General features: G+C 71.4%; 23 protein-coding genes. 10 read left to right on the top strand and 13 right to left on the bottom strand.

Annotated elements, in window-relative coordinates:
- The first annotated feature begins 44 nt into the window (after positions 1 to 44).
- From rpsM to N3K63_RS02085, 5 genes are all read left to right on the top strand, one after another.
- Positions 45 to 425, top strand: a complete 381-nt coding sequence (gene rpsM / locus N3K63_RS02105; RefSeq protein ID WP_261578309.1) for a 30S ribosomal protein S13 — start codon at positions 45 to 47, stop codon at positions 423 to 425.
- A gap of 33 nt (positions 426 to 458) precedes the next feature.
- A complete protein-coding gene (rpsK, locus tag N3K63_RS02100; RefSeq protein ID WP_261578308.1) occupies positions 459 to 857 on the top strand; it encodes a 30S ribosomal protein S11 in 399 nt (132 codons plus the stop codon).
- Between the two features lie 123 nt (positions 858 to 980).
- Positions 981 to 1,970, top strand: coding sequence for a DNA-directed RNA polymerase subunit alpha (locus N3K63_RS02095; protein ID WP_261578307.1), 990 nt, complete (start codon positions 981 to 983; stop codon positions 1,968 to 1,970).
- A gap of 37 nt (positions 1,971 to 2,007) precedes the next feature.
- Positions 2,008 to 2,577 (top strand): 50S ribosomal protein L17, encoded by a 570-nt coding sequence (gene rplQ / locus N3K63_RS02090; protein ID WP_261578306.1) that lies wholly within the window; start codon positions 2,008 to 2,010, stop codon positions 2,575 to 2,577.
- Positions 2,578 to 2,683: 106 nt separating this feature from the next.
- Complete coding sequence (locus N3K63_RS02085) at positions 2,684 to 3,727, top strand: GNAT family N-acetyltransferase (RefSeq protein ID WP_261578305.1); 1,044 nt, start codon at positions 2,684 to 2,686, stop codon at positions 3,725 to 3,727.
- An 18-nt stretch (positions 3,728 to 3,745) separates the two neighbouring features.
- Here the strand turns inward: N3K63_RS02085 and N3K63_RS02080 are convergent, their stop codons facing one another.
- Positions 3,746 to 5,749: an acyltransferase family protein gene (locus tag N3K63_RS02080; RefSeq protein ID WP_261578304.1), complete on the bottom strand. Its 2,004-nt coding sequence runs from the start codon at positions 5,747 to 5,749 to the stop codon at positions 3,746 to 3,748.
- 121 nt (positions 5,750 to 5,870) lie between these two features.
- Between N3K63_RS02080 and N3K63_RS02075 the strand changes: the two genes are divergently transcribed.
- The 3 genes from N3K63_RS02075 to N3K63_RS02065 all read left to right on the top strand — a co-directional run bounded on the left by N3K63_RS02075 (position 5,871) and on the right by N3K63_RS02065 (position 8,425).
- Positions 5,871 to 6,776, top strand: coding sequence for a PfkB family carbohydrate kinase (locus N3K63_RS02075; RefSeq protein ID WP_261578303.1), 906 nt, complete (start codon positions 5,871 to 5,873; stop codon positions 6,774 to 6,776).
- A gap of 54 nt (positions 6,777 to 6,830) precedes the next feature.
- On the top strand, positions 6,831 to 7,679 hold the full coding sequence (gene truA / locus N3K63_RS02070; protein ID WP_261578302.1) for a tRNA pseudouridine(38-40) synthase TruA: 849 nt from the start codon (positions 6,831 to 6,833) through the stop codon (positions 7,677 to 7,679).
- Between the two features lie 65 nt (positions 7,680 to 7,744).
- Positions 7,745 to 8,425: an endonuclease/exonuclease/phosphatase family protein gene (locus N3K63_RS02065; RefSeq protein ID WP_261578301.1), complete on the top strand. Its 681-nt coding sequence runs from the start codon at positions 7,745 to 7,747 to the stop codon at positions 8,423 to 8,425.
- A gap of 24 nt (positions 8,426 to 8,449) precedes the next feature.
- Here the strand turns inward: N3K63_RS02065 and N3K63_RS02060 are convergent, their stop codons facing one another.
- The 4 genes from N3K63_RS02060 to N3K63_RS02045 all read right to left on the bottom strand — a co-directional run bounded on the left by N3K63_RS02060 (position 8,450) and on the right by N3K63_RS02045 (position 13,276).
- A complete protein-coding gene (locus N3K63_RS02060) occupies positions 8,450 to 9,385 on the bottom strand; it encodes a hypothetical protein (RefSeq protein ID WP_261578300.1) in 936 nt (311 codons plus the stop codon).
- Between the two features lie 20 nt (positions 9,386 to 9,405).
- Positions 9,406 to 9,948, bottom strand: coding sequence for an LPXTG cell wall anchor domain-containing protein (locus N3K63_RS02055; protein ID WP_261578299.1), 543 nt, complete (start codon positions 9,946 to 9,948; stop codon positions 9,406 to 9,408).
- Between the two features lie 64 nt (positions 9,949 to 10,012).
- Positions 10,013 to 11,809 (bottom strand): DUF4012 domain-containing protein, encoded by a 1,797-nt coding sequence (locus N3K63_RS02050; RefSeq protein ID WP_261578298.1) that lies wholly within the window; start codon positions 11,807 to 11,809, stop codon positions 10,013 to 10,015.
- Between the two features lie 9 nt (positions 11,810 to 11,818).
- Entirely contained in the window at positions 11,819 to 13,276 is a 1,458-nt protein-coding gene (locus N3K63_RS02045; RefSeq protein WP_261578297.1) for a polysaccharide biosynthesis tyrosine autokinase, read from the bottom strand.
- 40 nt (positions 13,277 to 13,316) lie between these two features.
- Between N3K63_RS02045 and N3K63_RS02040 the strand changes: the two genes are divergently transcribed.
- Entirely contained in the window at positions 13,317 to 14,675 is a 1,359-nt protein-coding gene (locus N3K63_RS02040) for a PqqD family peptide modification chaperone (RefSeq protein WP_261578296.1), read from the top strand.
- Here N3K63_RS02040 and N3K63_RS02035 read toward each other — a convergent pair.
- The 8 genes from N3K63_RS02035 to N3K63_RS02000 all read right to left on the bottom strand — a co-directional run bounded on the left by N3K63_RS02035 (position 14,657) and on the right by N3K63_RS02000 (position 23,530).
- On the bottom strand, positions 14,657 to 15,226 hold the full coding sequence (locus tag N3K63_RS02035; protein WP_261578295.1) for a hypothetical protein: 570 nt from the start codon (positions 15,224 to 15,226) through the stop codon (positions 14,657 to 14,659). The genes N3K63_RS02040 and N3K63_RS02035 overlap by 19 nt on opposite strands.
- A 239-nt stretch (positions 15,227 to 15,465) precedes the next feature.
- Complete coding sequence (locus N3K63_RS02030; RefSeq protein WP_261578294.1) at positions 15,466 to 16,593, bottom strand: hypothetical protein; 1,128 nt, start codon at positions 16,591 to 16,593, stop codon at positions 15,466 to 15,468.
- The gene (locus N3K63_RS02025; RefSeq protein ID WP_261578293.1) at positions 16,590 to 18,239 is read right to left on the bottom strand and encodes a sensor histidine kinase; all 1,650 of its coding nucleotides are present in this window, start codon (positions 18,237 to 18,239) and stop codon (positions 16,590 to 16,592) included. Before N3K63_RS02025 ends, N3K63_RS02030 begins: the two co-directional genes overlap by 4 nt.
- A 7-nt stretch (positions 18,240 to 18,246) precedes the next feature.
- Positions 18,247 to 19,017 carry a response regulator transcription factor gene (locus tag N3K63_RS02020; RefSeq protein ID WP_261578292.1) on the bottom strand — a complete coding sequence of 257 codons (771 nt, stop codon included), beginning with the start codon at positions 19,015 to 19,017 and terminating at the stop codon, positions 18,247 to 18,249.
- 73 nt (positions 19,018 to 19,090) lie between these two features.
- Positions 19,091 to 20,011, bottom strand: coding sequence for a nucleotidyltransferase family protein (locus N3K63_RS02015; protein ID WP_261578291.1), 921 nt, complete (start codon positions 20,009 to 20,011; stop codon positions 19,091 to 19,093).
- 4 nt (positions 20,012 to 20,015) lie between these two features.
- Positions 20,016 to 20,630 (bottom strand): hypothetical protein, encoded by a 615-nt coding sequence (locus tag N3K63_RS02010; RefSeq protein ID WP_261578290.1) that lies wholly within the window; start codon positions 20,628 to 20,630, stop codon positions 20,016 to 20,018.
- A gap of 87 nt (positions 20,631 to 20,717) precedes the next feature.
- Positions 20,718 to 21,821: a hypothetical protein gene (locus tag N3K63_RS02005; RefSeq protein ID WP_261578289.1), complete on the bottom strand. Its 1,104-nt coding sequence runs from the start codon at positions 21,819 to 21,821 to the stop codon at positions 20,718 to 20,720.
- The gene (locus tag N3K63_RS02000) at positions 21,818 to 23,530 is read right to left on the bottom strand and encodes a sensor histidine kinase (protein ID WP_261578288.1); all 1,713 of its coding nucleotides are present in this window, start codon (positions 23,528 to 23,530) and stop codon (positions 21,818 to 21,820) included. Before N3K63_RS02000 ends, N3K63_RS02005 begins: the two co-directional genes overlap by 4 nt.
- A 116-nt stretch (positions 23,531 to 23,646) precedes the next feature.
- On the opposite strand from N3K63_RS02000, the gene N3K63_RS01995 reads away from it, so the two are divergent.
- Positions 23,647 to 25,113, top strand: a complete 1,467-nt coding sequence (locus N3K63_RS01995; protein WP_261578287.1) for a glycosyltransferase family 2 protein — start codon at positions 23,647 to 23,649, stop codon at positions 25,111 to 25,113.
- Positions 25,114 to 25,201: the final 88 nt, after the last annotated feature.

Here is a 25,201-nt window from a genome sequence, read left to right as displayed (position 1 = left end):
ACCGATTCTGCTCCACACCTTCACTCACTCCCAGGAGAATCCGCATGGCACGTCTTGCCGGCGTCGACATCCCGCGCGACAAGCGCGTGGTGATCGCACTCACCTACATCTACGGCATCGGCCGTACCCGCTCGGTCGAGATCCTCAAGGCCACCGAGATCGACGAGTCGATCCGCGTCAAGGACCTCACCGACGACCAGCTGATCGCGCTGCGCGATCACATCGAAGGCACCTACAAGGTGGAGGGTGACCTCCGTCGCGAGGTCGCCGCCGACATCCGCCGCAAGGTCGAGATCGGCTCCTACGAGGGTCTGCGTCACCGCCGCGGCCTCCCGGTGCGCGGTCAGCGCACCAAGACGAACGCGCGTACCCGCAAGGGCCCGAAGCGCACCGTCGCCGGCAAGAAGAAGGCCGGCCGCAAGTAATCGCGGGCCCCCAAGGTTTAGGAGAGAGAACTCATGGCACAGGCCAAGTCCGCCGCGCGCAAGCCGCGCCGCAAGGAGAAGAAGAACATCGCGCTGGGCCACGCCCACATCAAGTCGACGTTCAACAACACGATCGTCTCGATCACCGACCCGACCGGCGCGGTCATCAGTTGGGCCTCGTCGGGTGGCGTGGGCTTCAAGGGCTCGCGCAAGTCGACCCCGTACGCCGCCGGTATGGCTGCCGAGTCGGCCGCCCGCCAGGCCGCCGAGCACGGCGTCAAGAAGGTCGACGTCTTCGTCAAGGGACCGGGTTCGGGTCGTGAGACCGCGATCCGTTCGCTGCAGGCCGCCGGCCTCGAGGTGGGGTCCATCCAGGACGTCACCCCCCAGGCCCACAACGGCTGCCGTCCCCCGAAGCGCCGCCGCGTCTGATTTCCCGGGCCGGATGCCGTCACCTCACCCGGTGATCGGCATCCGGCATCCGTCGTCTATCAAAACTCAACACCTCACCACACACGTGTCATATAGCGGGCACGTGATCGAAAGGAACACATAGTGCTCATCGCACAGCGTCCCACTCTGACCGAGGAGAAGATCGGCGAGTTCCGCAGCCGGTTCGTCATCGAGCCGCTCGAGCCCGGCTTCGGTTACACCATCGGCAACGCGCTCCGTCGCAGCCTCCTCTCGTCGATCCCCGGCGCCGCGGTCACCAGCATCCGTCTCGACGGCGTGCTGCACGAGTTCAGCACCATCCCCGGTGTCAAGGAGGATGCGACTGAGATCATCCTCAACATCAAGCAGCTCGTCGTCTCGAGCGAGCGCGACGAGCCGATCACGGCGTACCTGCGCAAGACCGGCGCCGGCGAGGTCACCGCGGCAGACATCTCGGCTCCGGCCGGTGTCGAGGTGCACAACCCCGAGCTGGTCATCGCGACGCTCAACGACTCGGCGAAGTTCGAGCTCGAGCTCACGATCGAGCGTGGCCGCGGCTACGTCTCGGCGACGCAGAACCGCAACGAGTACGCTGAGGCCGGTCAGATCCCGATCGACTCGATCTACTCGCCGGTGCTGAAGGTCAGCTACCGCGTCGACGCCACCCGTGCCGGTGAGCGCACCGACTTCGACAAGCTCGTGCTGGACGTCGAGTCGAAGGCGTCGATCTCGCCCCGTGACGCCGTCGCGTCGGCCGGTCGCACCCTCACCGAGCTGTTCGGCCTGGCCCGTGAGCTCAACGTCGAGGCCGAGGGCATCGAGATCGGCCCCGCGCCGGTCGCCGAGGTCCTCACCAACGAGCTGTCGATGCCGATCGAAGACCTCGATCTGTCGGTGCGTTCGTACAACTGCCTCAAGCGCGAGGGCATCAACACGGTCTCGGAGCTGGTCGCCCTCTCCGAGACGCAGCTGATGAACATCCGCAACTTCGGCCAGAAGTCGGTCGACGAGGTGCGCGACAAGCTCGTCTCGCTCGGTCTGTCGCTGAAGGACTCGGTCCCCGGGTTCGACGGCGCGCACTTCTACAGCGGCTACGACGACGAGTCCCTCTGATCAGCCGATCGACTTTTTCACACTGGAGTAATTGAGAATGCCCAAGCCCACGAAGGGTCCCCGCCTCGGAGGCGGCCCCGCACACGAGCGTCTGCTGCTTGCGAACCTCGCCGCCGCGCTGTACACCCACAAGTCGATCACGACCACCGAGACCAAGGCCAAGCGCCTGCGTCCGCTGGCCGAGCGTCTCATCACGTTCGCCAAGCGCGGCGACCTGCACGCGCGTCGCCGCGTGCTGTCGGTCATCGGTGACAAGGAAGTCGTGCACGTCCTGTTCACCGAGATCGCGCCGCTGGTCGCCGAGCGTGAGGGCGGCTACACCCGCATCACGAAGGTCGGCAACCGCAAGGGCGACAACGCCCCCATGGCCGTGATCGAGCTCGTCCTCGAGCCCGTCGCGCCCAAGGCGAAGTCGGCCAAGAAGGCTGCTGCTCCCGCCGCGCCCGCCGCCGCTGCCGAGGAGACCGAGGTCGACAAGACCGAGGCCGCCGACGCCGGTGCCGAGTCGCCCGAGGAGGGCGCCGCCGCCGAGGCTGCTGCCGAGGAGGCCGTCGAGGCTCCCGCCGAGGAGACCACCGACGAGAAGGCCGAGGAGAAGTCGGAGTAATCCGCTTCCTCGCATCGACAGAAGGCCCGCACCGGTTCGCCGGGGCGGGCCTTCTGCGTACCCGGCGACCGGGTGGGGCGGCGGAGCCCGGCGGTAGGGTGGGCGGGTGACCGAGACCAGCCTCGAGGCGCGGCTGGGGGCCGTGCCGGCCCCGCCCGTCCCCACCCACCCCGACATCGCCCGGTGGCGACCGCCGACGGCCGCCGACATCGACGCCCTGCACGCCCTGTTCGCCGCCGCGGATGCCGTGGACCACCCCACCTGGATCACCCCGCGCTCCGAGATCGCCGACACCTTCGACCTGCCGCACATCGACCACGCCCGCGACTCGCTCATCGGCCTGTCCGCCGACGGCGAGGTCGTCGCGCTGGGCAGCGCCTTCCTGCACCCCGCGCGCAGCGGCGCGCTCACCGTGCACCTGAGCGGCGCGGTGCATCCGCGCCTGCGCGGGCGCGGCATCGGCACCGGCGTGCTCGCCTGGCAGCAGGGCCGGGGACGCCAGCAGCTGAGCGAGGTCGCCCCATCGCTGGATGCCGGGGAGCAGTGGACCGCCGACCTCAAGGTCTACGCCGAAGAGACCAACACCGCCCAGCAGCGCATCGCGCAGAAGGCGGGCCTCCAGCCCGAGCGCTGGTTCTCGACGATGGTGCGCGCGATGGACGCCGCCGCGCCCGATGTGCCCGTGCCGGACGGCATCCGCATCGTGCCGTTCAGCCATGACCGCGACGAAGATGCCCGCCTGGCGCGCAACGACGCCTTCCGCGACCACTGGGGGAGCCTGCCGAGCCAGCCGGAGGGGTGGGCGAAGTTCGTCGGCGGCGAGTTTCTGCGCCCCGATCTGTCGCGCATCGCCGTCGACGCCGACGGCGCGATCGTCGCCTTCTGCCTGGCGTCGGTGAACGAAGACGACTGGGCCGCGATGGGCGTCAGTCACGCCTACATCGACCTCATCGGCGTCGTACGCAGCCATCGCCGCCGCGGGCTCGCGCCGGCGGTCATCGCCGGCACCCTCGCCGCGATCGCCGACGCCGGCCTCGAGCAGGCGGTGCTCGACGTCGACACCGCGAGCCCCACGGGGGCCAACACGCTGTACGAGGGGTTGGGCTTCAGCGCCACCGAGCGGTCGGTGGCACTCGTCGAGCGCATCTGACCGCGCCCGGCGCGGGCGTCACCCGCCGGCGCCGGCGGGGTGCCGCCCGAAGGTGCGGGCGGTCTGCCACTGCAGCAGTTCGACCCGGTAGGCCATCTCGGCGCGCTGGTTCTCGATGCCGTCGACGGCGGCGGCCACCGTGTCGGCGAACAGCTGTCCGCCGCTGTGGCCGGGGTGGATGTGGTCGCCGGCGAGCAGATCGGTGCGGCCGGCGATCGCCGATGACCAGTCGGCCACGACGACCCCCGGGTGCTCCTTCGCGAACGCGGTCAGCTCGGCGTTGACGCCGGGGATCCAGTCGCGGGGGGCGAACGCGTTCACCAGCACGAGGTGGCGCTTCGCGCCCGCCGCCTTCCGGATCTGCTCGAGCGCGTCCTCCGACACCGGCCCGTTGGTGCCGAGCGCGACGACCACATAGTCGCGCAGCTGTCGGTCTGCCGCCATCGACGAGATGATGCCGCTTCCGGCATGCATCGATCGCGAGACGGCCGCGTCGACCTGGATGCCGGGGAACTCCTCGAGCAGGCCCGGTGCGGAGGCGAGCATGACCGAGTCGCCGACGGCCGAGATGCGATCGCCCGACACGTGCTGCGGCACCGGCGGGAGGGGGCGGCCGTCGGAGCCGGCGGGGCACTGCGCCACGGTGCCCGCCACGGGGGCCAGCGGCAGCTCGTCGGTCGGGCACGCGAACCCGGTGGGGGCGGGGGTGGGGTCGGCGGCCAGCGGCGCGTCGAATCCGGAGGGCGCGGCCGACGCGGAGCCCTGGGCGTCGTCGAGGGCGGCCTGCCCGGCCTCCACCACGGCCTCGCTGCTGGTGAGCTCGGGCGCGGCGGCCACGGCCGCGGTGGTGCCGCCGACCACCAGCACGGCGGCGGCCAGGGTGGTGATCGCGCGGAAGCGCCGGGAGGGAGTTGCCCGCAGCGCCTCGCCGAGCGCGCGCACCGACCCGCGGAAGCCGTGCCGGCGCACCGGCTGCTCGACGAACCGGTACGACGCCGCCGACAGCGCGAGCGTGAGGGCCAGCACGAGCACGCCCACCCACACCGGCACCGCCGCGTCGGTGGCGCCGCCCGTGGTGCCGCCGAGCACGAGCACCAGCAGCGGCCAGTGCCACAGGTAGATGCCGTACGACCGCTCGCCCACCCAGCGCAGCGGGGCGATGTCGAGTGCGCGCCCGAACCACGAGCCCGGCCACACCGACAGCAGGATGAGGGCGGCCGTGAGCACCGAGGCCGCGCCGAGCACCCAGGTCTGTGCTCCGGCATCCGCCATCGCCACGACGGTGAGGGCGATGAGGGCGCCGGCGCCGGCGACCACCTCCCACACCGAGCGCACCCCGAGGATGGAGGGCCCCCGGGCCCCCAGCGGGAAGAGCGCGAAGGCCAGGGCGACGCCCAGCAGCAGCCCGAACGCGTGCGTGTCGGTGCCGTAGTACACCCGGCTGGTGTCGGCGCCGCCTTCCAGCAGCAGAACCGCCCAGCCGGCCGAGGCCGCGGCCAGCCCCAGCGCGGCCGCCACGCGCGCCCAACGACGGCGCACCAGCAGGAACAGCGGCAGCACCAGCGGCCAGAGCACGTAGAACTGCTCTTCGACGGCCAGCGACCACAGGTTGCGGAAGAGCTCGGGAGTGCCGGCCGTGAAGTAGTCGGAACCGCCGAGCACGGCGATCCAGTTGTACGAGAAGGTCGCCGCACCCACCACCTGCATGCCGAGCCCCACGAGCAGGTCGCCGCCCAGCAGGAACGCGGCCGTCGCGCTGACGGTGACCACGACGAACAGCGCGGGCAGCAGACGGCGTGCGCGGCGCTTCCAGAACGGCACGAGCGCGATGCCGCCGGTCTGCGCGCGCTCGCGCAGCAGCAACGAGGTGATGAGGAACCCCGAGATGACGAAGAACACGTCGACGCCGACGAACCCTGCCGACAGCGGCGAACCGGGGAACAGGTGGTAGGCGACCACGAGCAGGACTGCGACGGCACGGAGGCCGTCCAGCCCTGCGAAACGTGTCGTCGGCGTGCTCATGGGTTCGGGGGAGGGCGCACCCCCCCTGGCGCGCCACCGATGAAGTTTATGGCGGTCATGCTGGGTAATCGGTGACCGGATGCCGTGTCTGCGAGACTTGACCGGACCGTGAGGAGACGTCATGGAAGACACCCACGCCCTCGTCATCGGCGAGGCTCTGATCGACATCGTCGAGACCGCGCAGGGCGCCCGCGAGCTCGTCGGCGGGAGCTCCGCCAACGTCGCGGTGGGCCTGGCGCGACAGGGGCTGCCGGTGCGTCTGCACACGCGCATCGGGCGCGATGCGCGCGGCGCGATGATCGCCGAGCACGTGGCATCCGCGGGGGTCGCGTTGACGGCGCCGTCGTGGTCGGATGCCGCCACCTCCACCGCGCGGGCGGCCATCCAGCCCGACGGCTCGGCGCGCTACACGTTCGACATCGACTGGAGCGTTCCGGCCCCGAGCCTCGACGGTGCGGCCCTCGTGCACGCCGGCTCGATCGGACTGTTCCTGCAGCCGGGCGGCGACACCGTGCTGGCCGCCCTCGAGGGCGCGGGCGATGCCCTGGTCACCCTCGACCCCAACATCCGGGCCGACCTCGTCGGCGACCACGCCGCCGCCCTCGCGCACTTCGAGCGCGCCGCGGCGGCGGCCGACCTGGTGAAGCTCAGCGACGAAGACGCCGCGTGGCTCTACCCCGGTGCGTCCGCCGAGCGGGTGCTCGAGGCCATCGCCGCGCACGGGGTGCGCGCGGTCGTGATGACCCGCGGCGCCGACGGCGTGCTCGCGCTCGGGCCGAGCGGACTCGTCGAGGTGGCGGCCCTGCCGGTGACCGTGGCCGACACGATCGGCGCCGGCGACGCCTACATGGCGAGCCTCGTGTTCAGCGCCCTCGACGACGCGTCGCTGCTGCGTGCACCCGACGCCTTCGAGTGGGCGCTGCGGCGGGCGGCGGTCACCGCCGGCATCACCGTGTCGCGCGAGGGCGCCGACCCGCCGCGGCGCGGCGAGGTCGACCGGGTCGTCGGGTTCTCGGCGCGGGGCTGAGCGGCAGCCCCGGGGGCGGCGCGGCCGTCGGAGGTGCCGCAATAGGCTGGACGGGTGCGCCTGCGTCTCGATATCGCCTATGACGGCACCGACTTCCGCGGCTGGGCGCGCCAGCCGGGGCTGCGCACCGTGCAGGGCGCGCTCGAGGCAGCGCTCGCCCGCATCCTCGCCGGCGACCCGCAGCTGGTCGTCGCCGGTCGCACGGATGCCGGCGTGCACGCGGCGGGCCAGGTCGCCCACCTCGACCTCACCGACGCGCAGCAGGAGCGCCTCGCGAAGGGCCGCGACGGCGCCCCGGAGGCCCTCGCAGGTCGCGTCAACGGCGTGCTGCGCTCCTACTCGGATGTGACGGTGCGCGCCGTGCGGGTCGCCCCCGCCGGGTTCGACGCGCGCTTCTCGGCGGTGTGGCGCCGCTACGCGTATCGCGTCGCCGACCGGGTGAGCGGCTACGACCCTCTCGAACGTCTGCACACCACCACCGTCAACGCCCCGCTCGAGGTGGCGGCGATGGATGCCGCGGCGCGCTCGCTCATCGGTCTGCACGACTTCGCCGCGTACTGCAAGGCGCGCGAAGAGGCGACGACGATCCGCACGCTGCTCGAGTTCGACTGGCGGCGCGGGGCCGACGGCATCCTCGTGGCCAACGTGAAAGCCGACGCGTTCTGCCACTCGATGGTGCGCGCCCTCGTCGGCGCGTGCGTGGCCGTCGGCGACGGCCGGCTCTCGGTCGACGACGTGGTGCGGCTGCGCGATGAAGCCACGCGCACGAGCGCGTTCCCGGTGCTCGCTGCCCGCGGGCTCACCCTCGCCGAGGTCGGCTACCCGGCCGACGAGCTGCTCGCCGCGCGCGCCGAGCAGACGCGTGCCCGGCGCAGTCTCGACGCGGCGGCGGAGTCTCTTTAGCCCTCCGCAAAGGCACGGTCAAGGCGGAGGCGGTGCATAGCCGGCGGGCCTAGGCTGACATCGCCATGAAGGTCATCTCGTACAACCTGAACAAGCACAAGGCCGCCGGCGAGCTGGAGCAGCTCGTCGCCGCGCACGACGCCGATGTGCTGTGCCTGCAGGAGGCGAGGTCGGGCGACATCCCCGACCAGGTAGCCGGCCTGCGACTGGCCGACGCCACCGCCCGCAACCGCCTCGGGCTCGCCGTCTACTACCGTGCCAACACCTTCACGCCGCTGGAGGTGCGCACCCTCGCGCTGAAGAAGTCGCTGCACGACCGTGTACTCAAGCCCGCCGAAGAGCGACTGCTGGGCGTGCGGCTGCACGACATCGACCACGGCCGCGAGCTCATCGTCGCGAGCTTCCATGCCGCGCCGCTCACCGCGCTCAACTCGCTGCGCCGCAAGCAGATCGAGGCGGCGCTGGCCGAGCTCGCCTCGCTCGGCGCCGACCTGCCGATCCTCATGGTCGGCGACTACAACTACCCAGTCTTCAAAGAGAGCCTGGGGCAGAAGGTGCGCGCCGCCGGCTACGAGCTGAGCCTCAGCGACGCGCGCACCTACACGCGCTACCGCTTCTTCAAGGGGCACTACGACTTCGCGACGAGCGTCGGGTTCGACATCGACTCGATCACCACGCTCCCGCAGGGCGCCAGCGACCACCTTCCGATTCTCGTCACCGCGGGGTTGAAGACACCGCGGGGGTGAGGCGCGCGCCGCGGCCGCGCCGGGTCAGGTCAGCGTGATCTGCGCGGAGCTGGAGTTCGTGGTTCCGTTCGTGCCGTACACCGTGAGGGTCGCGGTGTAGAGGCCCGGCTGCATGTTGCCCTCGGCCGGGCCGATCTGCGTGCTTCCCGCCGTGACGGCAGCGCCGGCGTTCACCGACACGTCGCTGCCGGCGAGAGTGAGGTCGTACTCGGTGCCCGGGCCATCGATCTGCACGACGACCTCGAAGTGCGCCACGGCGGGGTCGCTGTGGCTCCAGTAGCCGATCTGTGCGCCATTCCACTGCAGCGGGCCGCGACCGTTGCCGCCGGCGTTGAGGTTGCTGATCGAGTAGGCCTGCACCTGCAGGTAGTCGGCGGGGACGTTCGCATCTGCGCCGGGCGTGGGCGCCGGGGTGACCGAGAGGCCGTCGGACCGGGCGACGGCGTTGTCGGGCTGATACTGCTGCGAGCTCGCGGTGCCCGTCACCGTGAGAGTGACGGCGTAGCCGCTGCCGGTCGGCACGCTGTCGCTCGACCAGGTGATGCTGCGCGGTGACCCGGTCAGTCCGGCGGCGGAGCCCGTGACCGTGCCGTAGCTGGTCTGTCCGTTGGTGATCTCGATCACCCATGTCGCATCGACCGACGCGGGCGGGCTCGACGCTGCCGGCGACCATCGCGAGGCGTCGTAGGCGAGCGTGAACCGCCCCGCGAGACCTGGTGCGTCGGTTTCGTCGACGTCGTGGTGGGATCCGCTGACGAAATCGGCGATGGTGATGACCGGCCCCGTGTAGGTCTGGCTGATCACCTCGGCACGGGCGGGAGTCGCCGTCGCGAGCAGGACCACGGGGGTCGCCCAGGCGCCGGCCAGGATCACCTGTCGTCGCTGGAGCCCGCGGGGGGCGGCGGAGTGTGCGGCCTCGGGGGAGGCGGGATGATGCTGGTCGAAGGTTTCGGGCGTCATCTCGTCTCCGATTCAGGGGGTCAGGTGTGGCGGGCCCGTCGGCGCACGGCCGCGACCGTCACCGCACCGGCGGCGACGGCGAGCAGCCCCGCACCGGTCCAGATGGCCACGGCAGTGGCATCCCCACCGGTCGACGGCAGGCCGGAGCCGCCCGTCGAGACCGTGGCGCTGGCAGCGCCGCCGGCCGAGGTCGCCGACACTGCGGCGATGTTGTAGACGCCGGTGGCGTTGGCGGGGAGGGTGATGCGCAGGGGCGCGAGCTCTCCGTTGGCGCCCGAGGTGGTGTCGGTGGAACCGGTGGCGATGGCGAACTTCACCATGCCCCAGGCGACATCGTCGCCGCTCTCGCCGGTGATGGTGACCTTCACGGCCTCGTTGGCCGAGAAGGTGCCGTCGTCGCACGAGAAGGTCAGCACGCCGCTGGGCGTGGAGGTGGCCGGCGTCACCGCGCAGGCGTCGCTGGGCGGGTAGATCGAGCTGGCCTGGGCTGCGACCGGCGCGCCGAGAACGGCCGCCGCGATCAGTGCGGAGGCGAAGAGCGCCTTGCGGGGAAGGTGCGACATGGCGACGGATCCGGTCTCGAGGGGGGTTATGACGAGGGAACCGCCCCCCGACGTACTGCTGATTCTACGAACCAGAGCAGGAATCGCCAACCTGAGGCGGCAAATCGGCGTCGGCGGTGGGCGTGACCCAGGCGATCGCGTCGGCTGCGCCGGGGGTGAGCGTGCGCACCGTGACCGTCGCCGTGGCCGATTCGCCGGGGGTGAGCGAGGTCCCGAACGACATGACCTGGCGCCCCTGGTGGAAGCTGCCGCCGAACCCGCCACCGTCAGACAGCGACGCCTCGACGAGCTCGACGCCGGTCGGCAGATACAGGTAGCTGACCGTCTTGGCCGTGCCCGCCGGTGTGCCCAGGGCGCCGCCTCCGGTGATGTAGGCGGGAAGCGATGTGGCGGCGTCGGCGGGTGCGTTGTTGGTCAGGCTGACGGTGAGCGTGACGGTTCCCGACGCGCGGCCGGCGGCATCCAGCGTGCACTCGCCCCACGCGAGGGTCGTCTGCGGCGTGACGTAGTAGTCCATCTTCGAGCCGGTGCCGTCGTTGAGGTACACCCCGAAGCCCAACCGGCTGTCGTCGGTGGGCGGCAGGGGGCCGGCGAGCGTCGTGTCGGCGAGCACGGCCTGGTCTTCGGGGACCGAGCTCCACAGCAGCAGGCGCCGCTCGTCGCCGGCGCGGGCGAGCGCCGCCACCAGCGCGGTCGGGTCGGCGCCGCCGCCGGCGAGCTTGTCGAACACGAGCGCGGCGGCCGCGGCGAAGAACGCGTCTTGATCGCTCGGGCGCTCGTAGCGCAGGTAGACCTCGTTCAGCAGCAGGCTGACGGCGTTGTCGGCCGTCAGGGTGTCGCCGGTGGGGAGCTGCACCGGGCCGGTCGCCTGCAGCAGGTAGGAGAGGGCCACCGGGTCCATCGAGATGACACCGTCGGGCTGCACGCCGAACTCGCGGTTCCACATCTCACGGGCCAGCGGCGCGGCGACCGTGAAGTCGGGAACCTGGGTGACGTTCTGGATCCACCGGCCCGGGTGCGTGCCGAAGACCGACGTGACCTCGGAGCCGAGGTCGAGCACCGGGTCGTCGTAACGCGCGAAGTCTGTCGTCGAGCCCTGCGCGGCCAGGGACAGGCTGCCGCCGTCGGTGTGCACGAGGGCCATCGCGCCGGCGATGCCGCCGAGCGAGCGCCACTCGGCGTTGTTCTGGAACACGATCAGGTAGTTGCGCGGGCCGTCGGCCCCCAGCATCGCCGGCAGCAGCTGCATCGCGCGTGCCAGCGCATCGGTGGCTTCGGTGGTGGTGCCCAGCAGCGACTTCACGTCGCCGACGGCCGAACGCACCGGGCCCACCAGCGGCTGCTCCTCGATGTGGTTCACCGACGATGCGGCCGCGGCCAGTCCGTCCGAGCTCGTGCGGGCGGCGTCGGCGATCTCGGTGAACGGCGTCAGGTCGATGCGACCGTCGACGGGGCGCAGCTGATCGACGTTGAACGAGCCGGCCACCTGGCTGAGGGGTGTCAGAGCGGTGGATGCCACGTCGTCGATCGCGGCGGCGACGGTGGACACCGCCGTCAGCTGCGGTCCGATCCACGGCAGGGTCTCGGCGGCGCGCCACACCGGGTCGCTGGTGAGCCCCCGGGCGGCGGCGGTGTCGGCGGACAGGTCGGCGATGAGTGCGGGGGCGGCCGCCGGGTCGCGCAGCGTGTCGGCGGCGGTGGCAGCCGTGGCCTGGGCATCGGTCAGGTGCCCGTAGGCGGCGACGGCGCGCAGCCCCACCCACACGGCGGCGGCGACGAGCACGACCAGGGCGATGCCGACGATCCACGCGAACACGCGACCGGCGGTGCGGGCGGCCGGGGGCAGCGGGTGCGAACTCACCCGACCACCCTACGGGGCGGCGACGGGGTCTTCGGTGTGAGCGGCCGGGCGCTTCTTGCGCAGGCTGCGCCGGGTGACCGGCGCCGCCGAGTAGTACTCGCCGCGGTACTGGTAGCCGTAGTAGCCCGATTCGGCGCCGCGCTTGGGCACCTTGTTGAGCACGACCCCGAGCACGCGGCCGTTGGCCTTGCCGATGTTCTCGACGGCCTTCTGCATCATGTCGTAGGTCGTGCGGCCCGCCGAGACCACCAGCAGTGCGCCGTCGGCGGCGGTGGAGAGCACCGCGGCATCGGTCACCGGGATGGTCGGCGGCGAGTCGATGATCACCGTCGCGCCCCCGGCCAGCTCGGTGAGGAGTTCCCGCATGCGCTTCGAGCCGAGCACCTCGCTGGGGTTCGGCGGGATGCGACCGGCGGTGAGCACCGCGAGGTTGCCGGACGCATCGGGCTGGTGTGCGACGTCTTCGAGGCGGGCGCGGCCGGCGAGCACATCGGTGAGGCCGGCGCCCTCCGGCAGGTCGAAGATCGACCCGACGACGGGGCGGCGCAGGTCGGCATCGATGAGGATCGTGCGCTGGCCCGCGGCGGCGAGGCTGAGGGCGAGGTTGGCCGCGCTGGTCGACTTGCCGTCGCCGGGCAGCGGGCTGGTGACGACGATGATGCGCGGCGGATTGTCGACATCCATGAACTGCAGGTTGGTGCGCAGCTCCCGCATCGCCTCGGTGATGGCTGCACCCGTCGCCGACGAGAGGGAGGTGTCGAACCGGAACACCTTGCGGGCATCGGCGAGCTGCTTCTCGAGGGGGATCGTGCCGACGACGGAGACGCCGGTCTCGCGTTCGATGGCGCGGGGGTCGCGCACCCGTCGGTCGAGCACGTGGCGGATCACCGCATAGCCGATGCCGAGGGCGAGGCCGATGAGGGTGCCGAGGGCGATGTTCAGGCGCGTGTTGGGCGACGACGGCGAGGGGGGCAGCGATGCCGACTCGCCCGCGACCAGGGTGACTGCGCCCGCCGCGCCGGGGCTGCCGCTCTCGAGCGTGTTGATCTGCTCGACCATGCCGCGCACCCATGCCTCGGCCAGATCGCGCGCCTCTTCGGGAGACGAGCCGGTGGCCGAGACGTTGATGATGACCGTGTTGAGCGGGTTCGACACCGTCACACGGGTGACGAGGGCCTCGGGGCTGGTGTCGAGGTCGAGGTAGTCGATCGCCGATTCGGCGACCGAGCGCCACCCGCCGATGTCGACGTACGACGACACCTTGCTCTGGGCGAGCTGGTTGCCCACCAGCGCCGAGCCGGTGTCACTGCCGCCGCCGGTGGCCTGCACGATGCCGCTCGCGCTGGCCGTGTAGACCTTGGGCTGCACCGCCGACCAGCCGTAGCCGACGGCGGCGCCGAGAATGGTCAACAGCAGGATGCCGACCCAATGCGCACGCAGAATGCGCAGGTAGTCCCGCAGTTCCATCCGACCGGTGCCCCTCTTCGTCTTCCGTACACTATCGCCTGTGGCGACAACGCTCCTGATCGAGGCGCTCGGCGCGATCGTCGCCCTCGACCTCGAGGGGGTCGACGAGAGCGTGACGGATGCCGTGCGCTCCGCCTGGCGGGACGCCGTCGCCCACGGGCGCGAACCCGAGCTCGTCGTCTCCGTGGCGGAGATCGCCGCGCACGCGGCATCGACCGAGCAGGTGCTCTCCGATCTGTCGCAGCGGGTCACCCTCGAGGCGATCACGGCACGCAAGGGCGAGCTGTGGATGCTGCACGCCACCGGCCTCGCGCTGCCCGACGGACGCGTGATCGTGCTCGTCGGCCCCTCCGGCCGCGGCAAGACGACGGCCGCCCGGGCGCTCGGTGCGCACCTCGGCTACGTCTCCGACGAGACGGTGGGCATCGATCGCGACGGGCGCGTGCACCCGTACCGCAAGCCGCTGTCGGTCATCGAGGGCGCGGGGTTCAAGGCGCAGCTCGCCCCGTCGGAGCTCGGACTCGCGCCCCTGCCGGCGGTGCCGCTGCAGGTGGCGGCGGTCGTGCTGCTCGACCGGCAAGCCGATGCGGCCGACGTGCCGGTGGTCGAGCCGGTCGACCTGGGCGACGCGGTCGACGAGCTCGTGACGCAGACGAGCTTCTTGGCCTCGATGGCGTCGCCGCTGCAGTGGTTGGCGGCTCTCCTGGAACGCACCGGGGGCATGCGGCGGGTGGTCTACCGGGAAGCGGCGGCCCTGCACGATGTGGTCGACGACCTGCTCGCACCGGGTGCTTCCACGACGTGGGCTCCGGCTGCGCGTGAGGCGACGGTCGCGAGCGCGGGGGCGTACTCGCGCGGCGAGGTGCAGGACGCCGTGGCGCTGGCGCACCCCGACCGGGTCGTCGTGCTGCAGCCCGGCGACGGCGCGATGGGCATGGTGCGCGTGCTCGGCGGCATCGCGCCGGCGCTGTGGGACGCGGCCGACGATGCGCGCATCGACGACCTCGTCGACGCGGCCGTCGCGCACTTCGGCGCACCCGAGGGACAGGATGTGCGCGCGCTCGTCGCGCAGGCCGTCGCAGAGCTGGTCGAAGTCGGCGCGCTGCGGCGCGGCGAGGAGCGGGTCTGGCAGGTCGCGCCCGACGTCGCCTGGCACGGCGACCATGCGCGGGTGGTGGTGCTCGATCTGGCTCAGGACGACGTGGACGTGCACGCGCTGGAGGGCTCCGCTGCCGTGATCTGGATGGCGCTCGCCGAGGGGGGTGGGACGGTCGACGAGATCTCGGCCCGGGTGGCCGAGGATGCGGGGGTTCCCGCGCTCCTTCTCCGCGACGAGGTCGCGCGGTTCCATGAAGTGCTGTCGGCGGCGGGTTTGGTTCGTTACGGCAGCTGCACGTAGAGGTGCGCGTAGCTCGTCGTGCCCCAGCTGGGCATGACGAAGTCGAGGCGCCACACACCCGTTGTCGCGCTCGTCGACTCGTAAGTGGAACTCATCGAGGAGAAGTTGCTGCCTCCCATCGACCACACCCACTGGCGCGGATTGCTCTGATTGAGCGGAGCGTCGGAGTGCGGGACGTAGAAGTAGACGGTGACGGTGCGCGCGGTGGATGAGTTCGAGATTCCACTGATGTTGATCTCCGTCCCGAGGCGCTTCGGGTTGGCGGGATCGGTGAAGCTGCCCCAATACGGCTTGCCGACGACTCCGGTGCCACCGACCACGAACCGCGGGAGCATTCCCGTGCCGCCACCGGCGACAGCGACGGCAGTCGGCGGCGGGGTGTACGGGGTGGTGGTCGGCGGTCCCGATTGCGCGGCCGCGGCCGGCGCGGCGGTGGCCAGCACGATCACGGGGGCGGCCCAGGCGCCCATCTTCAGAAGGTGGCGGCGGTCGATCTGCTTGTCGTCAGACCCGTCGAAAGCGCCGTTCAGGCGCGGCAAAGCATCCCGCATGTCTCTCCCCAGAGATATCCCTCGGGAGAGCCCCCTGTCCCGTTCCAAAAGTCGTGGGAGCAGCGCCACCGGATTCGGGTTCCGGGCCCCATGTGCGCTGCTCCGATACAGACGTTATGTCCCCCAATTGGGGGACTTCAGCATCTTGAGAGACTCTTCAGCCGACTTGAGCAAGTCCTGAGGAAGGCGGTTTCCGGGGGGAGTGCGGGCGTGCGGGCGCTGGGACTGCCGGGAGGCCGTCAGCCCACGGGTGCGACGACGCGGTCCCAGCGATCGCCGCCGAGCCCCTGCGCGCGCAGCGACGCGGCATCCGCCGCCTCGATGAGAGCGTCGAGGTCGTAGCCGACCACGTCGACCTGCGCCCAGCCGACGCTGGCCGAGGGCCGCACGCCGATCGGCGAGTCGCCGCCGATCGCGGCGACGTCTTCGAGCAGTGCGGTGAGCACCTGGCGCACGGCGCCCTCGGGCCGGGGGAGCAGAACGACGCAGTCCGCGTCGCCGCGCACCTCGAGATCGGCCTCGGCGGGCAGCGACAGGCGCACGGCCCGGCGGAAGCGGTCGGCGACGTGATCGAAGGCATTGGTGCTGGATGCCAGACGCAGAGCATCCGGGTCGTCCAGGCGGATCACGAGCACCGACCACCACCGGTCGCCGCCTGCCTCGGCACGGGCGAGGCGGTCGAGGGCGACGGCGCGGAACGAGAGCGCGGCGCCGGCCGCCGACGGCGAGCCGGCCTGCCGCGTCAGCAGCAGCAGGGTGAAGGCGGCGCAGATGACGAACAGCTGGGAGCTCAGCACATTGAGGTCGCGCGCGTCGTCGAGCGCGGGGGCGGAGGTGCCGCCGGTGACGAGGCGCACGACCTCTTGGAAGAGCCCGACGACGGTGAGCAGCACGTAGGCGGCCGAGATGAGCGCGAGGGGCAGCACCTCGTCGCGCAGCCGCGGCCCGCGCCGGATGAGCTCGACGAGGATGAGCGCGCAGAACACCCCGCCCACCGCGAACGAGACGCGCACGACCGTGAGATAGCCGTCGCTGTGCGCCGTGAGCGAGAGCCACAGCGGCGCCGCGACCAGCCACACCAGCGCCGGCCACCAGGTGCGGATGCCGCGGCCGCGGTCGACGCACAGGCCGAGCCAGACGATGCCGAGGAAGCCGACCATGACCCCCGACGCGAACGCCCGCCCGACCGCCGAGTCGGTCGCCTCGGCGGCGACCCATGCATAGCCCGACACCATGACGCCGGTGAACGCGAGCGACCACACCGCCGCGGCGGGGCTGGGGCGCGGCAGGAACCCGAGGCCGATGTAGATGACCGTGCACAGCGTCGAGATGGCCACGAGCGAGGTCATGATGCCGGGTGCGATCACGGGGTTCCGTTCTGCGGGGGTGCGGTGACGTGCAGCGGCAGGTCGAGGAGCACGGTCGTACCGCGGCCGAGTGCGCTGGAGACGTGCAGGGTGCCGCCGTGCGCGTCGACGACCTCGCGCACCTGGGCCATGCCGAGGCCGGTGCCCGGGATGCCGCTGGCCTTGGCGGTGGGCGAGCGGAACCCGCGGTCGAACATCTGGGCGACGTCGTCGTCGCTCATGCCGATGCCGGTGTCGCTGACCGTCAGCCGCGCCACTCCGCCGTCGGCCCGCAGCTCCAGGCGCACGGTGCCGCCGCGCCCGGTGTATTTGACCGCGTTGCCCACGATGTTGTCGATGGCCTGTCGCAGGGCGAAGGCGTCGGCATCCACCTCGCAGCTGCCGACGAGATCGGTCGTGACCTGCACCTGCGCGCCGCGTGCGACGGCGCCGAAGGCGGTGGCGGATGCCTCGGCCAGCGCGCGCAGTGCCACCGGCTCGCGCGTGGGCGGTTCGCTGCGGAACTGATCGAGGGTCGAGGTGATGAGCCGCTCCATGCGCTGGCCGGCGTTGTCGACGATGGCCAGCTGGCGATGCACGTCGGCCGGCAGGTCGTCGCGTTCCATGAGCAGCTCGACGTGCCCCGTGATGGCGGTGAGGGGATTGCGCAGCTCGTGCGACACGACCGAGGCGACGTTCTGACGCTCGCGCTCGGCTTCGACGGCGGTGGTCACGTCGCGCACGATGATGAGGTTGCCGGGGCGCTCGCCGGGCTCGACGGCGGCGACCGGGCGCGTCGAGACGTCGAGCGCACGCCATGTGCCGGCGGGGTCGTACAGCCACACCCGGTGATCCTGCAGGTGGGCGCCGGCGGCGGCGCGGGACGCGATGGTGAGAGGCGGCGGCACCGGCGCGCCGCGGAAGGCGGTGTATTCCACAGCGCCGGTGGGCGAGAAGTCGCCGATCGCCGTCGCCCCGTACAGGCGCAGGAAGGCGAGGTTGGCGTCGAGCAGCACGCCGTCGCGGTCGATCATCGCGATGCCGGTCTCGAGGGTGTCGGCCAGCAGCGAGGTGCGACGGGTCTGCTGCTCGGAGCGGTGCCGCACGCGATCGATCTGATCGAGCTGTCGACGCAGCAGTTCGCGATAGGCGCGGCCGCGGCGGGCGCCGATGTTGACGGTCACGCCCATGAAGCCGAAGCACAGCAGCAGGATGAGCGAGCGCTGCGCCTGGTCGGGCGCCATGTCGGCGCGCACCACGTCGACAGCCAGCACGGCGGCGATCACGGTCATCAACGCGAGCAGCGCCGGCAGCCGGTAGTACGTCGCCACCCACGCGATCGGGAACACCCACAGCAGCGACGCCCGCGACTGCCCGCTCTGCGACATGAGGCCGACGGCGACGGCATCCGCGATCGGCAGCAGCAGCACCACGGATGCCGGCAGCCGGTGCCACGGGATGACCAGTGAGACGCCGGTGAGGGTGACGACCGCGATGACCCCGGCGACGAAGAGCGCGTCGGCGAACATCTGCGGCGACAGCAGGGTGTAGATGACCACGGCCGCCACGGTGCTCGCCGCGAAGATCAGCTGCCAGCGCCAGATCGACCGCGACCGCACGTCGCCCCACGCGCCGCTGCGTGGCGCACGGATCGGGGTCGACGCCACCTCGTCGTCAGCTCTCGACGGAACTCGTGATCGCGCGGTAGCCGACGCCGCGCACCGTCTCGATGAACCTCGGGGTCGCGGCCGACTCGCCGAGTTTGCGCCGCAGGTTCGCCATGTGGGTCTCGATGGCGCGCTCGTCGGCGTCGCTCACCGGCAGCAGGCGCGGGTCGTCGCGCACCGAGTGCACGAGGTCGGCCTTGCTGCGCACCTCGGGCGCCGACTCGAGGATCGTCGCGAGCAGGTCGAACTCGGTGCGCGTGAGCGAGACCGGCTCGTCGTCGACGGTGACCTCGTGCGCGCCGCGGACGAGCTTCAGCCCGTTCCAGCCGATGGGCTGCAGGGCGGGTGCGGCGGCTGCCACGGCTGCGGATGCGCCTGTCACCGGCAGCGCGGTGGGGGCGCCGGTGCCGGTGGCCTGCCGGCGCTGCGCGGCCAGCAGGCGCGCGCGCAACTCGCGGGCGCGGAACGGCTTGGACACCACGTCGTCGGCGCCGACGCTGAAGCCGAGCACGGCGTCGGCCTCGTCGGTGAGCGCGGTGATGATGACGATGTAGGTGCTGCTGCGCTCACGGATGCGACGGGCGGTCTCGTAGCCGTCGATGCCGGGCATGTTCACATCGAGCGTGGTGATGACCGGGTCGTGGGCGAAGACGGCCTCGACGCCCTCGACCCCGTTGTCGGTCGGGAAGACCTCGAACCCCGAGCTGGCGAGGATGTTGACGATAAGCGCCCGCACGTCGGGATCGTCGTCGATCACCACCGCGGTGTTCTGGCCCATGCCCCAGTCTCCCCATCTTCGGCGCGCGGGGGCACGCCGGTGCTGTCGTGACCGATTCTGCCAGACGCGCCCGTCACCGTCGGATCATCGCGCGGGCGGCTGCCGGCAGGCGCCGGAAGCCCCGGCCGATCCGCTGGAGGCGGGCGCGGATCTGCGGCCATGGGCGGTCGGGCACCTCGGGGTGGTCGATCGCGAAATCGGCGCGCGTCGGCCACAGCGCACGACGCGCGATCTCGGGCTTCTCGCGCCACGGAGAGCGGGCGAAGACGCTGAGCCACGAGGCGGCCGCCCCCTCGGCCTCGGCGACCTTGCGTCGCCACTCGCGGTAGGCCGGTGAGTGTCGCAGGTCATGGTCGACGCGCACGGACACCCCCATCGTGGCGAGGAACTCCTCCAGCGCGGGGGCGGCGCCGGTGGCATCGGCGAGTTCGGCGACCGCGATGCGCTCGTCGTCGCTCAGTCGCGCCGCGCGCAGCTGCTCGAGCTCGAGGCGGTGGCGCTGCTGCTTGTGGGTGCCACGCAGCGAGTGCAGTGCGAGCACCAGCACGCCGCCGGCGCGGCTGGGCGCCGCGCACGGCTGGTGGGCGAACCGGAGGGTGCGGCGAGCGGCCCAGAGCGCGTCGAACACGGCATCCGGGCTGCGGAGGAAACCGGGGTACTCGCTGTGCACGTCGAACGAGTTCGGCCAGCCCGCCTTGCGGAACGAGCGGGAGTGGAGAGTGAAGTGCTCGCTCGCGAAGGTGCCGGGAAACTCCTCCCAGCCGGCGGCCAGCACCGCATCGCAGTACTCGTCGAAGCGGGTGGGCTCGACCAGCACATCGACGTCGGCCGAGACGCGCGGCGCGCGCAGTCCGTCGTCGGCGAGGGGGCGGCCCTTCAGAATGAGAAGACGGATGCCGCGTGCGTCGGCGCGGCGCTGCGCCCACGCCGACAGCAGCTCGTTTGCTTCGTCGAGGCGCAGCAGCGTCGTCGCCGGCATCGGCTCAGCCGGCACGGCGTCAGCCCTGCGCGATGGCGACGGTGACGCTGTCGGTGGCGGTCTGCTTCGCGTACTCGTTCGAGGTCGGCGTCGTCTGGATGAGGAAGTCGTAGGTGAACTGCAGCGTCACGAACGTCGCCTCGTCGGGCACCGGCCCCACGCTGAACACCTGCGAGTAGCTGTAGGGGTCGAGCACGAGGTAGCCGGGGGCGGTGGTGGCCTGGTCGGTCTGCGCGCCCAGGGCGTCGAACGACTGCGCCGCGTTGCCGGGCACGGCGACCATCGTGGCCTTCTGCAGGAAGACCTTCTGGCCGTCGTTGGGGGTGACGGTGGTCACCATCGACAGCTGCACGGGCTTGACGGCCGACGCGGTCCACTTGTCCATCGTCAGATCGGACCAGTAGTTCACGGTCGCCGTGACGGCACCCGCGGCGAGCGTGCGCTGCGTGGAACCGGCCGAGAGGTCGTTGGGCACCGGCGTCGGAACCGACGTCGAGGTCGACGTGGGCTTGGGGGTGCTGCCGTCGCCGCTGCCGCCGTCCGCCCACGGCGGTGCGCCGCATCCGGTCAGAGCGATCGCGAGCGTGCCCGCCGCGATCGTCGCGGCGACGCGTGCGAGTCGTCGAGTCGGCATCTGTTCCCCCTGCGTGGTGTGCTGGTCCGCGCCAGTCTATGGTCCCCCACCCGCCGACCCGCGCCCTGGCGCCCCGCGCGGCGTGGGTCAGGTGAGGCCGGCGCGCTGCCAGCGGTCGCCGCCGGAGGCGGCCGCGTGCTCGGCGGCGGCGCGGGCGGCGTCGAGGGTCTCGGCGAGGCGGTAGCCGTGCTCGGCGGGGGCCGCCCAGCCGACGGATGCCGAGACCGGGATCGCCTCGGTGCCGGCGCCGCCCGGGGTCGAGATGCCGTGCAGAAGCGCGCCGATCTGCTCGGTGATCACGGCTGCGGGGCGGGCGAGGAGGATCGCGATCGTCGATGCGTCCAGGCGCCCGAGGTCGGCGTCGGTGGGCATCGCCTCGCGCACCTCGAGGTGGAAGCGCTCGGTGATCGCGGTGAAGCCCGCCTCGCCGGCGGCCAGCTTGAGGTCGGCGCTGTCGTCGAGGGCGACCACGAGCACCGTCCACGTGCGCTCGCCGGCGGCCTGCGCGCGCTCCAGCCGATCGGTCGCGACCGTCTCGAACGTCGACGCGGATGCCGCCAGGCGCCCGCCCGCGGCACCCCGCGCCAGAAAGAGCAGGGTGATCAGCGCGCAGAGGATGTAGACGAGCATGCCCAGCAGATTGACCTCGCGCAGCAGCGACGGGCCCGACGAGTCAGCGGCGGGCGCGAACAGGCCGGTGATCACGCTCGTCGCGGCGACGCCGACGAAACCCGCAGAGAAGAGGCTGAGCGGGAACGCGGTGCCGACGCCGCGCTCGGGGCGGCGCACGAGTTCGAGGAGCGTCAGCCCCGCGAACACGGCCGACGCGGCGTAGACGAGGCGGAAGGCCCACGCGTAGGCGGGGGTGTCGTCGACGATGACCAGGGTGTAGGCGGCGCCGCCGCCGATCACGATCGCCAGCCACGGCAGCGCCCGGGCGCCGCGGAAGGCACGCAGCCCCGACCAGATGAGCACGGGGGAGCCGAGCACGGCGCCGACGGAGACGAGCCGCAGCACTTCGTTCCCCGTCGCGAGACCGGCGAGCTGGCCGTAGGCGCTGACCATCGCCAGCACGAACGAGAACGACCAGAGCATCGTGGCCCGGCTCGGCCGCGCGAGGAAGCCGAGGCCGATCATGATCATCGTGCCGACCGTGGTCAGCGCGACGTGCGCCATCTCCAGCCCGATCACGCCGTCGCCCCCGTGTCGCCGCCCGTGTCGCCGCCCACCCGGGTCGCCCGGGTGTCGGTCGACACCGGCACGGCATCCGCCCCGCCATCCCCGACCGGCACGGCATCCTCGGTCAACGGCATCCGCACGGTCACGGTCGTGCCGGCGCCGGGGGTGCTCTCGATGGTGAGCGTGCCGGAGTGCTGCTCGACGATCGCGCGCGCGATGCCCATGCCCAGGCCCGTGCCGGGTGTGCCGCTCTCGAGCGCGGTCTCGGCGCGGAAGTAGTCGGTGAAGATCAGCGGCAGGTCGTCGGCGGCGATGCCGATGCCCGAGTCGCGGATGACGACGACGGCGTCACGCCCCGCGGCGGTCGCGGTCACGGTGATGCGGCCGGTGGGAGGCGTGTACTTGACGGCGTTGCTGACGAGGTTGTCGAACACCTGGCGGATGCGGAAGGCGTCGGCCGACACCGGCAGCGCCGCGCCGGGTGCGAGCTCGAGCGCGACGTCGCCCAGGCGCGCGGCCGGGGCGAACGATTCGACGGATGCCGTGAGCACGTCGCGCAGGTCGACCACGCGGCGCGGCGCCTCGACCGGCTGCACGGTGCCGCCCGCGCGCAGCACCTCGGCGATGAGACGCTCCATGCGCTCGCCGGCGGCCTCGATGAGCTCGAGCTTCTCGCGCTGGCGCCCGGTGAGGTCGTCTTCCATCAGCAGATCGGTGTAGCCGAGGATCGCCGTGAGCGGGTTCGACAGCTCGTGCGACACGGTGCGCGCCATCGTCTGCGTGGTCTGCTGTGCCTTCTCGGCGGCGGTCACATCGGTGATGACGAGCATCGTGGTCTCGCCGCGGGAGTGTCCGCTGGCCAGTTCCACGGTGGAGGCGCTGATCGTGTGCCATTCGCCCTCGGCGTCGAACAGCCACAGGCGGGCGTCGGTGAGGGTCTCGCCGCGGGCGGCGCGGGCTCGGGGCCGGTCGGATTCGCGCAGCGCCGTGCCGCCGAGGCCGTCGTACTCCACCGAGCTGCCCGGCTGGCTGAGGTCACGGCGGTCGAGACCGTAGAGGGTGATGTAGGCGTCGTTGGCCGCCAGCAGCTGCCCGTTGCGGTCGATGCGGATGATGCCGGTGTCGAGCCCGTTGAGCATCTGATTCACGCGGCGCTCCTGCGAGCGCACCCGGCGGATGGTCTCTTCGAGCCGCGCGCTCTGGCGGCGCAGCAATCGGGTGGCCGCGCCGGTCTTGCGCGCCTCGGTGTGGATGGTGATCGACAGGAAGGTGAGGGCCAGCAGCACGATCGTGAAGCGCACCGTGGCGTTGACGTTGGCGTCGTGCGAGGCGGTGTCGAGCACGATGATGCCGGCCACCAGCACCAGCCCGCCGATCCACGCGGTGCGGTAGTAGGTGGCCAGCCACGCCAGCGGGAAGGCCCAGAGGAACCCGAAGAGCAGGTCGGTGCCCCACGCCATCGAGCCGATCGCGATGATGCCGGTGAAGGGGACGAGCGCGACGACACGGGTGCGCACCCGGTCCCACGGCACGAGCATGACCACGACCGTGGTCGCGATCACCACCCCGATGCCGACGACGATCGTGGGGCGCGAGATCACCTCGGGGGCCAGCAGCATCAGCACCAGGGTCAGCACGACCAGGGCGGCGGTGAGCACCAGCTGCCAGAGCCAGATCGATCGGGTGCGGGCGCTGACGCGTTCCACCTCACCCCCGACCATGGGGCGAGTCTATCCACGGCGTCACCAGCCATCTTGCGCATTCCTTGCGCAAACGTTGAGGAAGTGTGTGGGGTCTCTGATCGGTGCGTTGAGGGTTATCCGCCATGCTCGTACTCATGACCACGAACGACGTCGCCCGCTTCGAGCGCAACAACGACGACCGGCAGATCCCTGCCCTCGCCGACCTCGAGCACGCCTTCCCCGACGACTTCGCCGATGTGCTCGACGAGAGCGCCACGCACCGCTCCACGATCGGCTGCGTCATCCCGGCCTACAACGAGGAAGAGTCGATCGCCGACGTCATCGAGAGCCTGCTGCGTCAGACGCGCGTTCCCGACGTCATCCACGTGGTCGTCAACAACACGACGGATGCCACGGTGCGCATCGCCTCGCAGTATGCCGGCGCCCACGAGATCAAGACCGACCTCGGCGAGCAGTTCACCGAGGTGTTCGTGCACGACATCGGCAAGAACCCCGACAAGAAGGTCGGCGCGCTCAACTACGGGTACACGCTCGTCGAGGGCTACGACTACCTGCTCGGCGTCGACGGCGACACCGTCGCCGACGAGCGCGCGGTGGAGTACCTCGAGACCGAGGCCGTCTCCGACACCCGCATCGGCGGCATCTCGGCCATCTACTCGATCGACGAGAAGCCCATCAAGGGCTTCCTCGCGAAGTTCCTCATCACCGGTCAGCGCTCGCAGTTCGCGGCGTTCAACCTGCACAACCTGCTGCGCGGCCGCAACATGGCGGTGCTGGGTGGTCAGTTCTCCATCTTCTCGACGCAGGCCCTGCGCGAGGTCATGAAGGAGAACCGCCAGATGACCCCGTGGGTGAAGGACAGCGAGGTGGAGGACTCGCTGCTGTCGCTGCAGATCAAGAGCGCCGGCTACCTCACCAAGATCAGCCCGTTCGCCCGCGCCGACGTGGGCGGCATGACCACCCTGCGCGCCCTCGACGCCCAGCAGGTCAAGTGGACCTACGGCGCCATCGAGCTCATGTGGCCGGGGCAGCGCGGCGACACGAAGGGGCAGCCCTTCCACCCGAACCTGCGTGTGCGCTGGCTCGAGCACTTCGACATGCTCATGAACATGTTCGTGCGCATCGCGTTCGTCACCCTGCTCGCGGCCTCGCTCTCGATCGGCGCGTTCGTCTTCTCGTACTGGTGGCTCATCCCGCCGGTGGTCGCCATCGCCCTGAACACCCGCATGGCCATGACCATGAACAACCGCACCACCCGTGACGTGCTGTTCGGGCTCACCCTGGCCCCCGCAGAGATCTACATGTGGATCCGCTGCAGCCACTTCCTGCGCTCGTGGACGCGCTTCCTCTCGCGCAAGAAGGTCGACAACTGGGCCATGCAGGCCAAGGCCGAGCGCGGTGGCGGCTTCGGCCACTGGACGCCGCTGATCGTCGCCGTCGCGGTGGTGGCCGCGATGGTCGCCATCTGGACGATGCTGCCGATCATGGTGCAGTCCACGGTGCTGTGGATCGGCTGGCCCATCGTCGGTGTCATCACGATCGTCCAGACCCTCTCGATGTTCTTCAAGCTCGTGCGTCGCCAGCACGGTTACAAGGTCTGACGCACTCCCACCCGATTCGCGTCAGAACCAGCGCCCCGGTCGTCTTCGGACGGCCGGGGCGTCTTTTGGTGCGGGATCGCCCGCGCTC

Source organism: Microbacterium festucae (assembly GCF_025421715.1).
Classification (GTDB): domain Bacteria; phylum Actinomycetota; class Actinomycetes; order Actinomycetales; family Microbacteriaceae; genus Microbacterium; species Microbacterium festucae.
Note: the sequence above shows the minus strand (reverse complement) of the source record. Positions and strands in the feature narration are given on the sequence as shown.

Excerpts from the sequence above, each read along its gene's own strand:
- rplQ (WP_261578306.1), top strand. The coding sequence starts at position 2,008 with ATGCCCAAGCCCACGAAGGGTCCCCGCCTCGGAGGCGGCCCCGCACAC.
- N3K63_RS02000 (WP_261578288.1), bottom strand. The coding sequence starts at position 23,530 with ATGGTCGGGGGTGAGGTGGAACGCGTCAGCGCCCGCACCCGATCGATC.
- N3K63_RS02080 (WP_261578304.1), bottom strand. The coding sequence starts at position 5,749 with ATGAGCACGCCGACGACACGTTTCGCAGGGCTGGACGGCCTCCGTGCC.
- N3K63_RS02020 (WP_261578292.1), bottom strand. The coding sequence starts at position 19,017 with ATGGGCCAGAACACCGCGGTGGTGATCGACGACGATCCCGACGTGCGG.
- N3K63_RS02035 (WP_261578295.1), bottom strand. The coding sequence starts at position 15,226 with ATGCGGGATGCTTTGCCGCGCCTGAACGGCGCTTTCGACGGGTCTGAC.
- rpsK (WP_261578308.1), top strand. The coding sequence starts at position 459 with ATGGCACAGGCCAAGTCCGCCGCGCGCAAGCCGCGCCGCAAGGAGAAG.
- N3K63_RS02055 (WP_261578299.1), bottom strand. The coding sequence starts at position 9,948 with ATGTCGCACCTTCCCCGCAAGGCGCTCTTCGCCTCCGCACTGATCGCG.
- N3K63_RS02045 (WP_261578297.1), bottom strand. The coding sequence starts at position 13,276 with ATGGAACTGCGGGACTACCTGCGCATTCTGCGTGCGCATTGGGTCGGC.
- rpsM (WP_261578309.1), top strand. The coding sequence starts at position 45 with ATGGCACGTCTTGCCGGCGTCGACATCCCGCGCGACAAGCGCGTGGTG.
- N3K63_RS02010 (WP_261578290.1), bottom strand. The coding sequence starts at position 20,630 with ATGCCGACTCGACGACTCGCACGCGTCGCCGCGACGATCGCGGCGGGC.
- N3K63_RS02060 (WP_261578300.1), bottom strand. The coding sequence starts at position 9,385 with ATGACGCCCGAAACCTTCGACCAGCATCATCCCGCCTCCCCCGAGGCC.
- N3K63_RS02075 (WP_261578303.1), top strand. The coding sequence starts at position 5,871 with ATGGAAGACACCCACGCCCTCGTCATCGGCGAGGCTCTGATCGACATC.
- N3K63_RS02065 (WP_261578301.1), top strand. The coding sequence starts at position 7,745 with ATGAAGGTCATCTCGTACAACCTGAACAAGCACAAGGCCGCCGGCGAG.
- N3K63_RS01995 (WP_261578287.1), top strand. The coding sequence starts at position 23,647 with ATGACCACGAACGACGTCGCCCGCTTCGAGCGCAACAACGACGACCGG.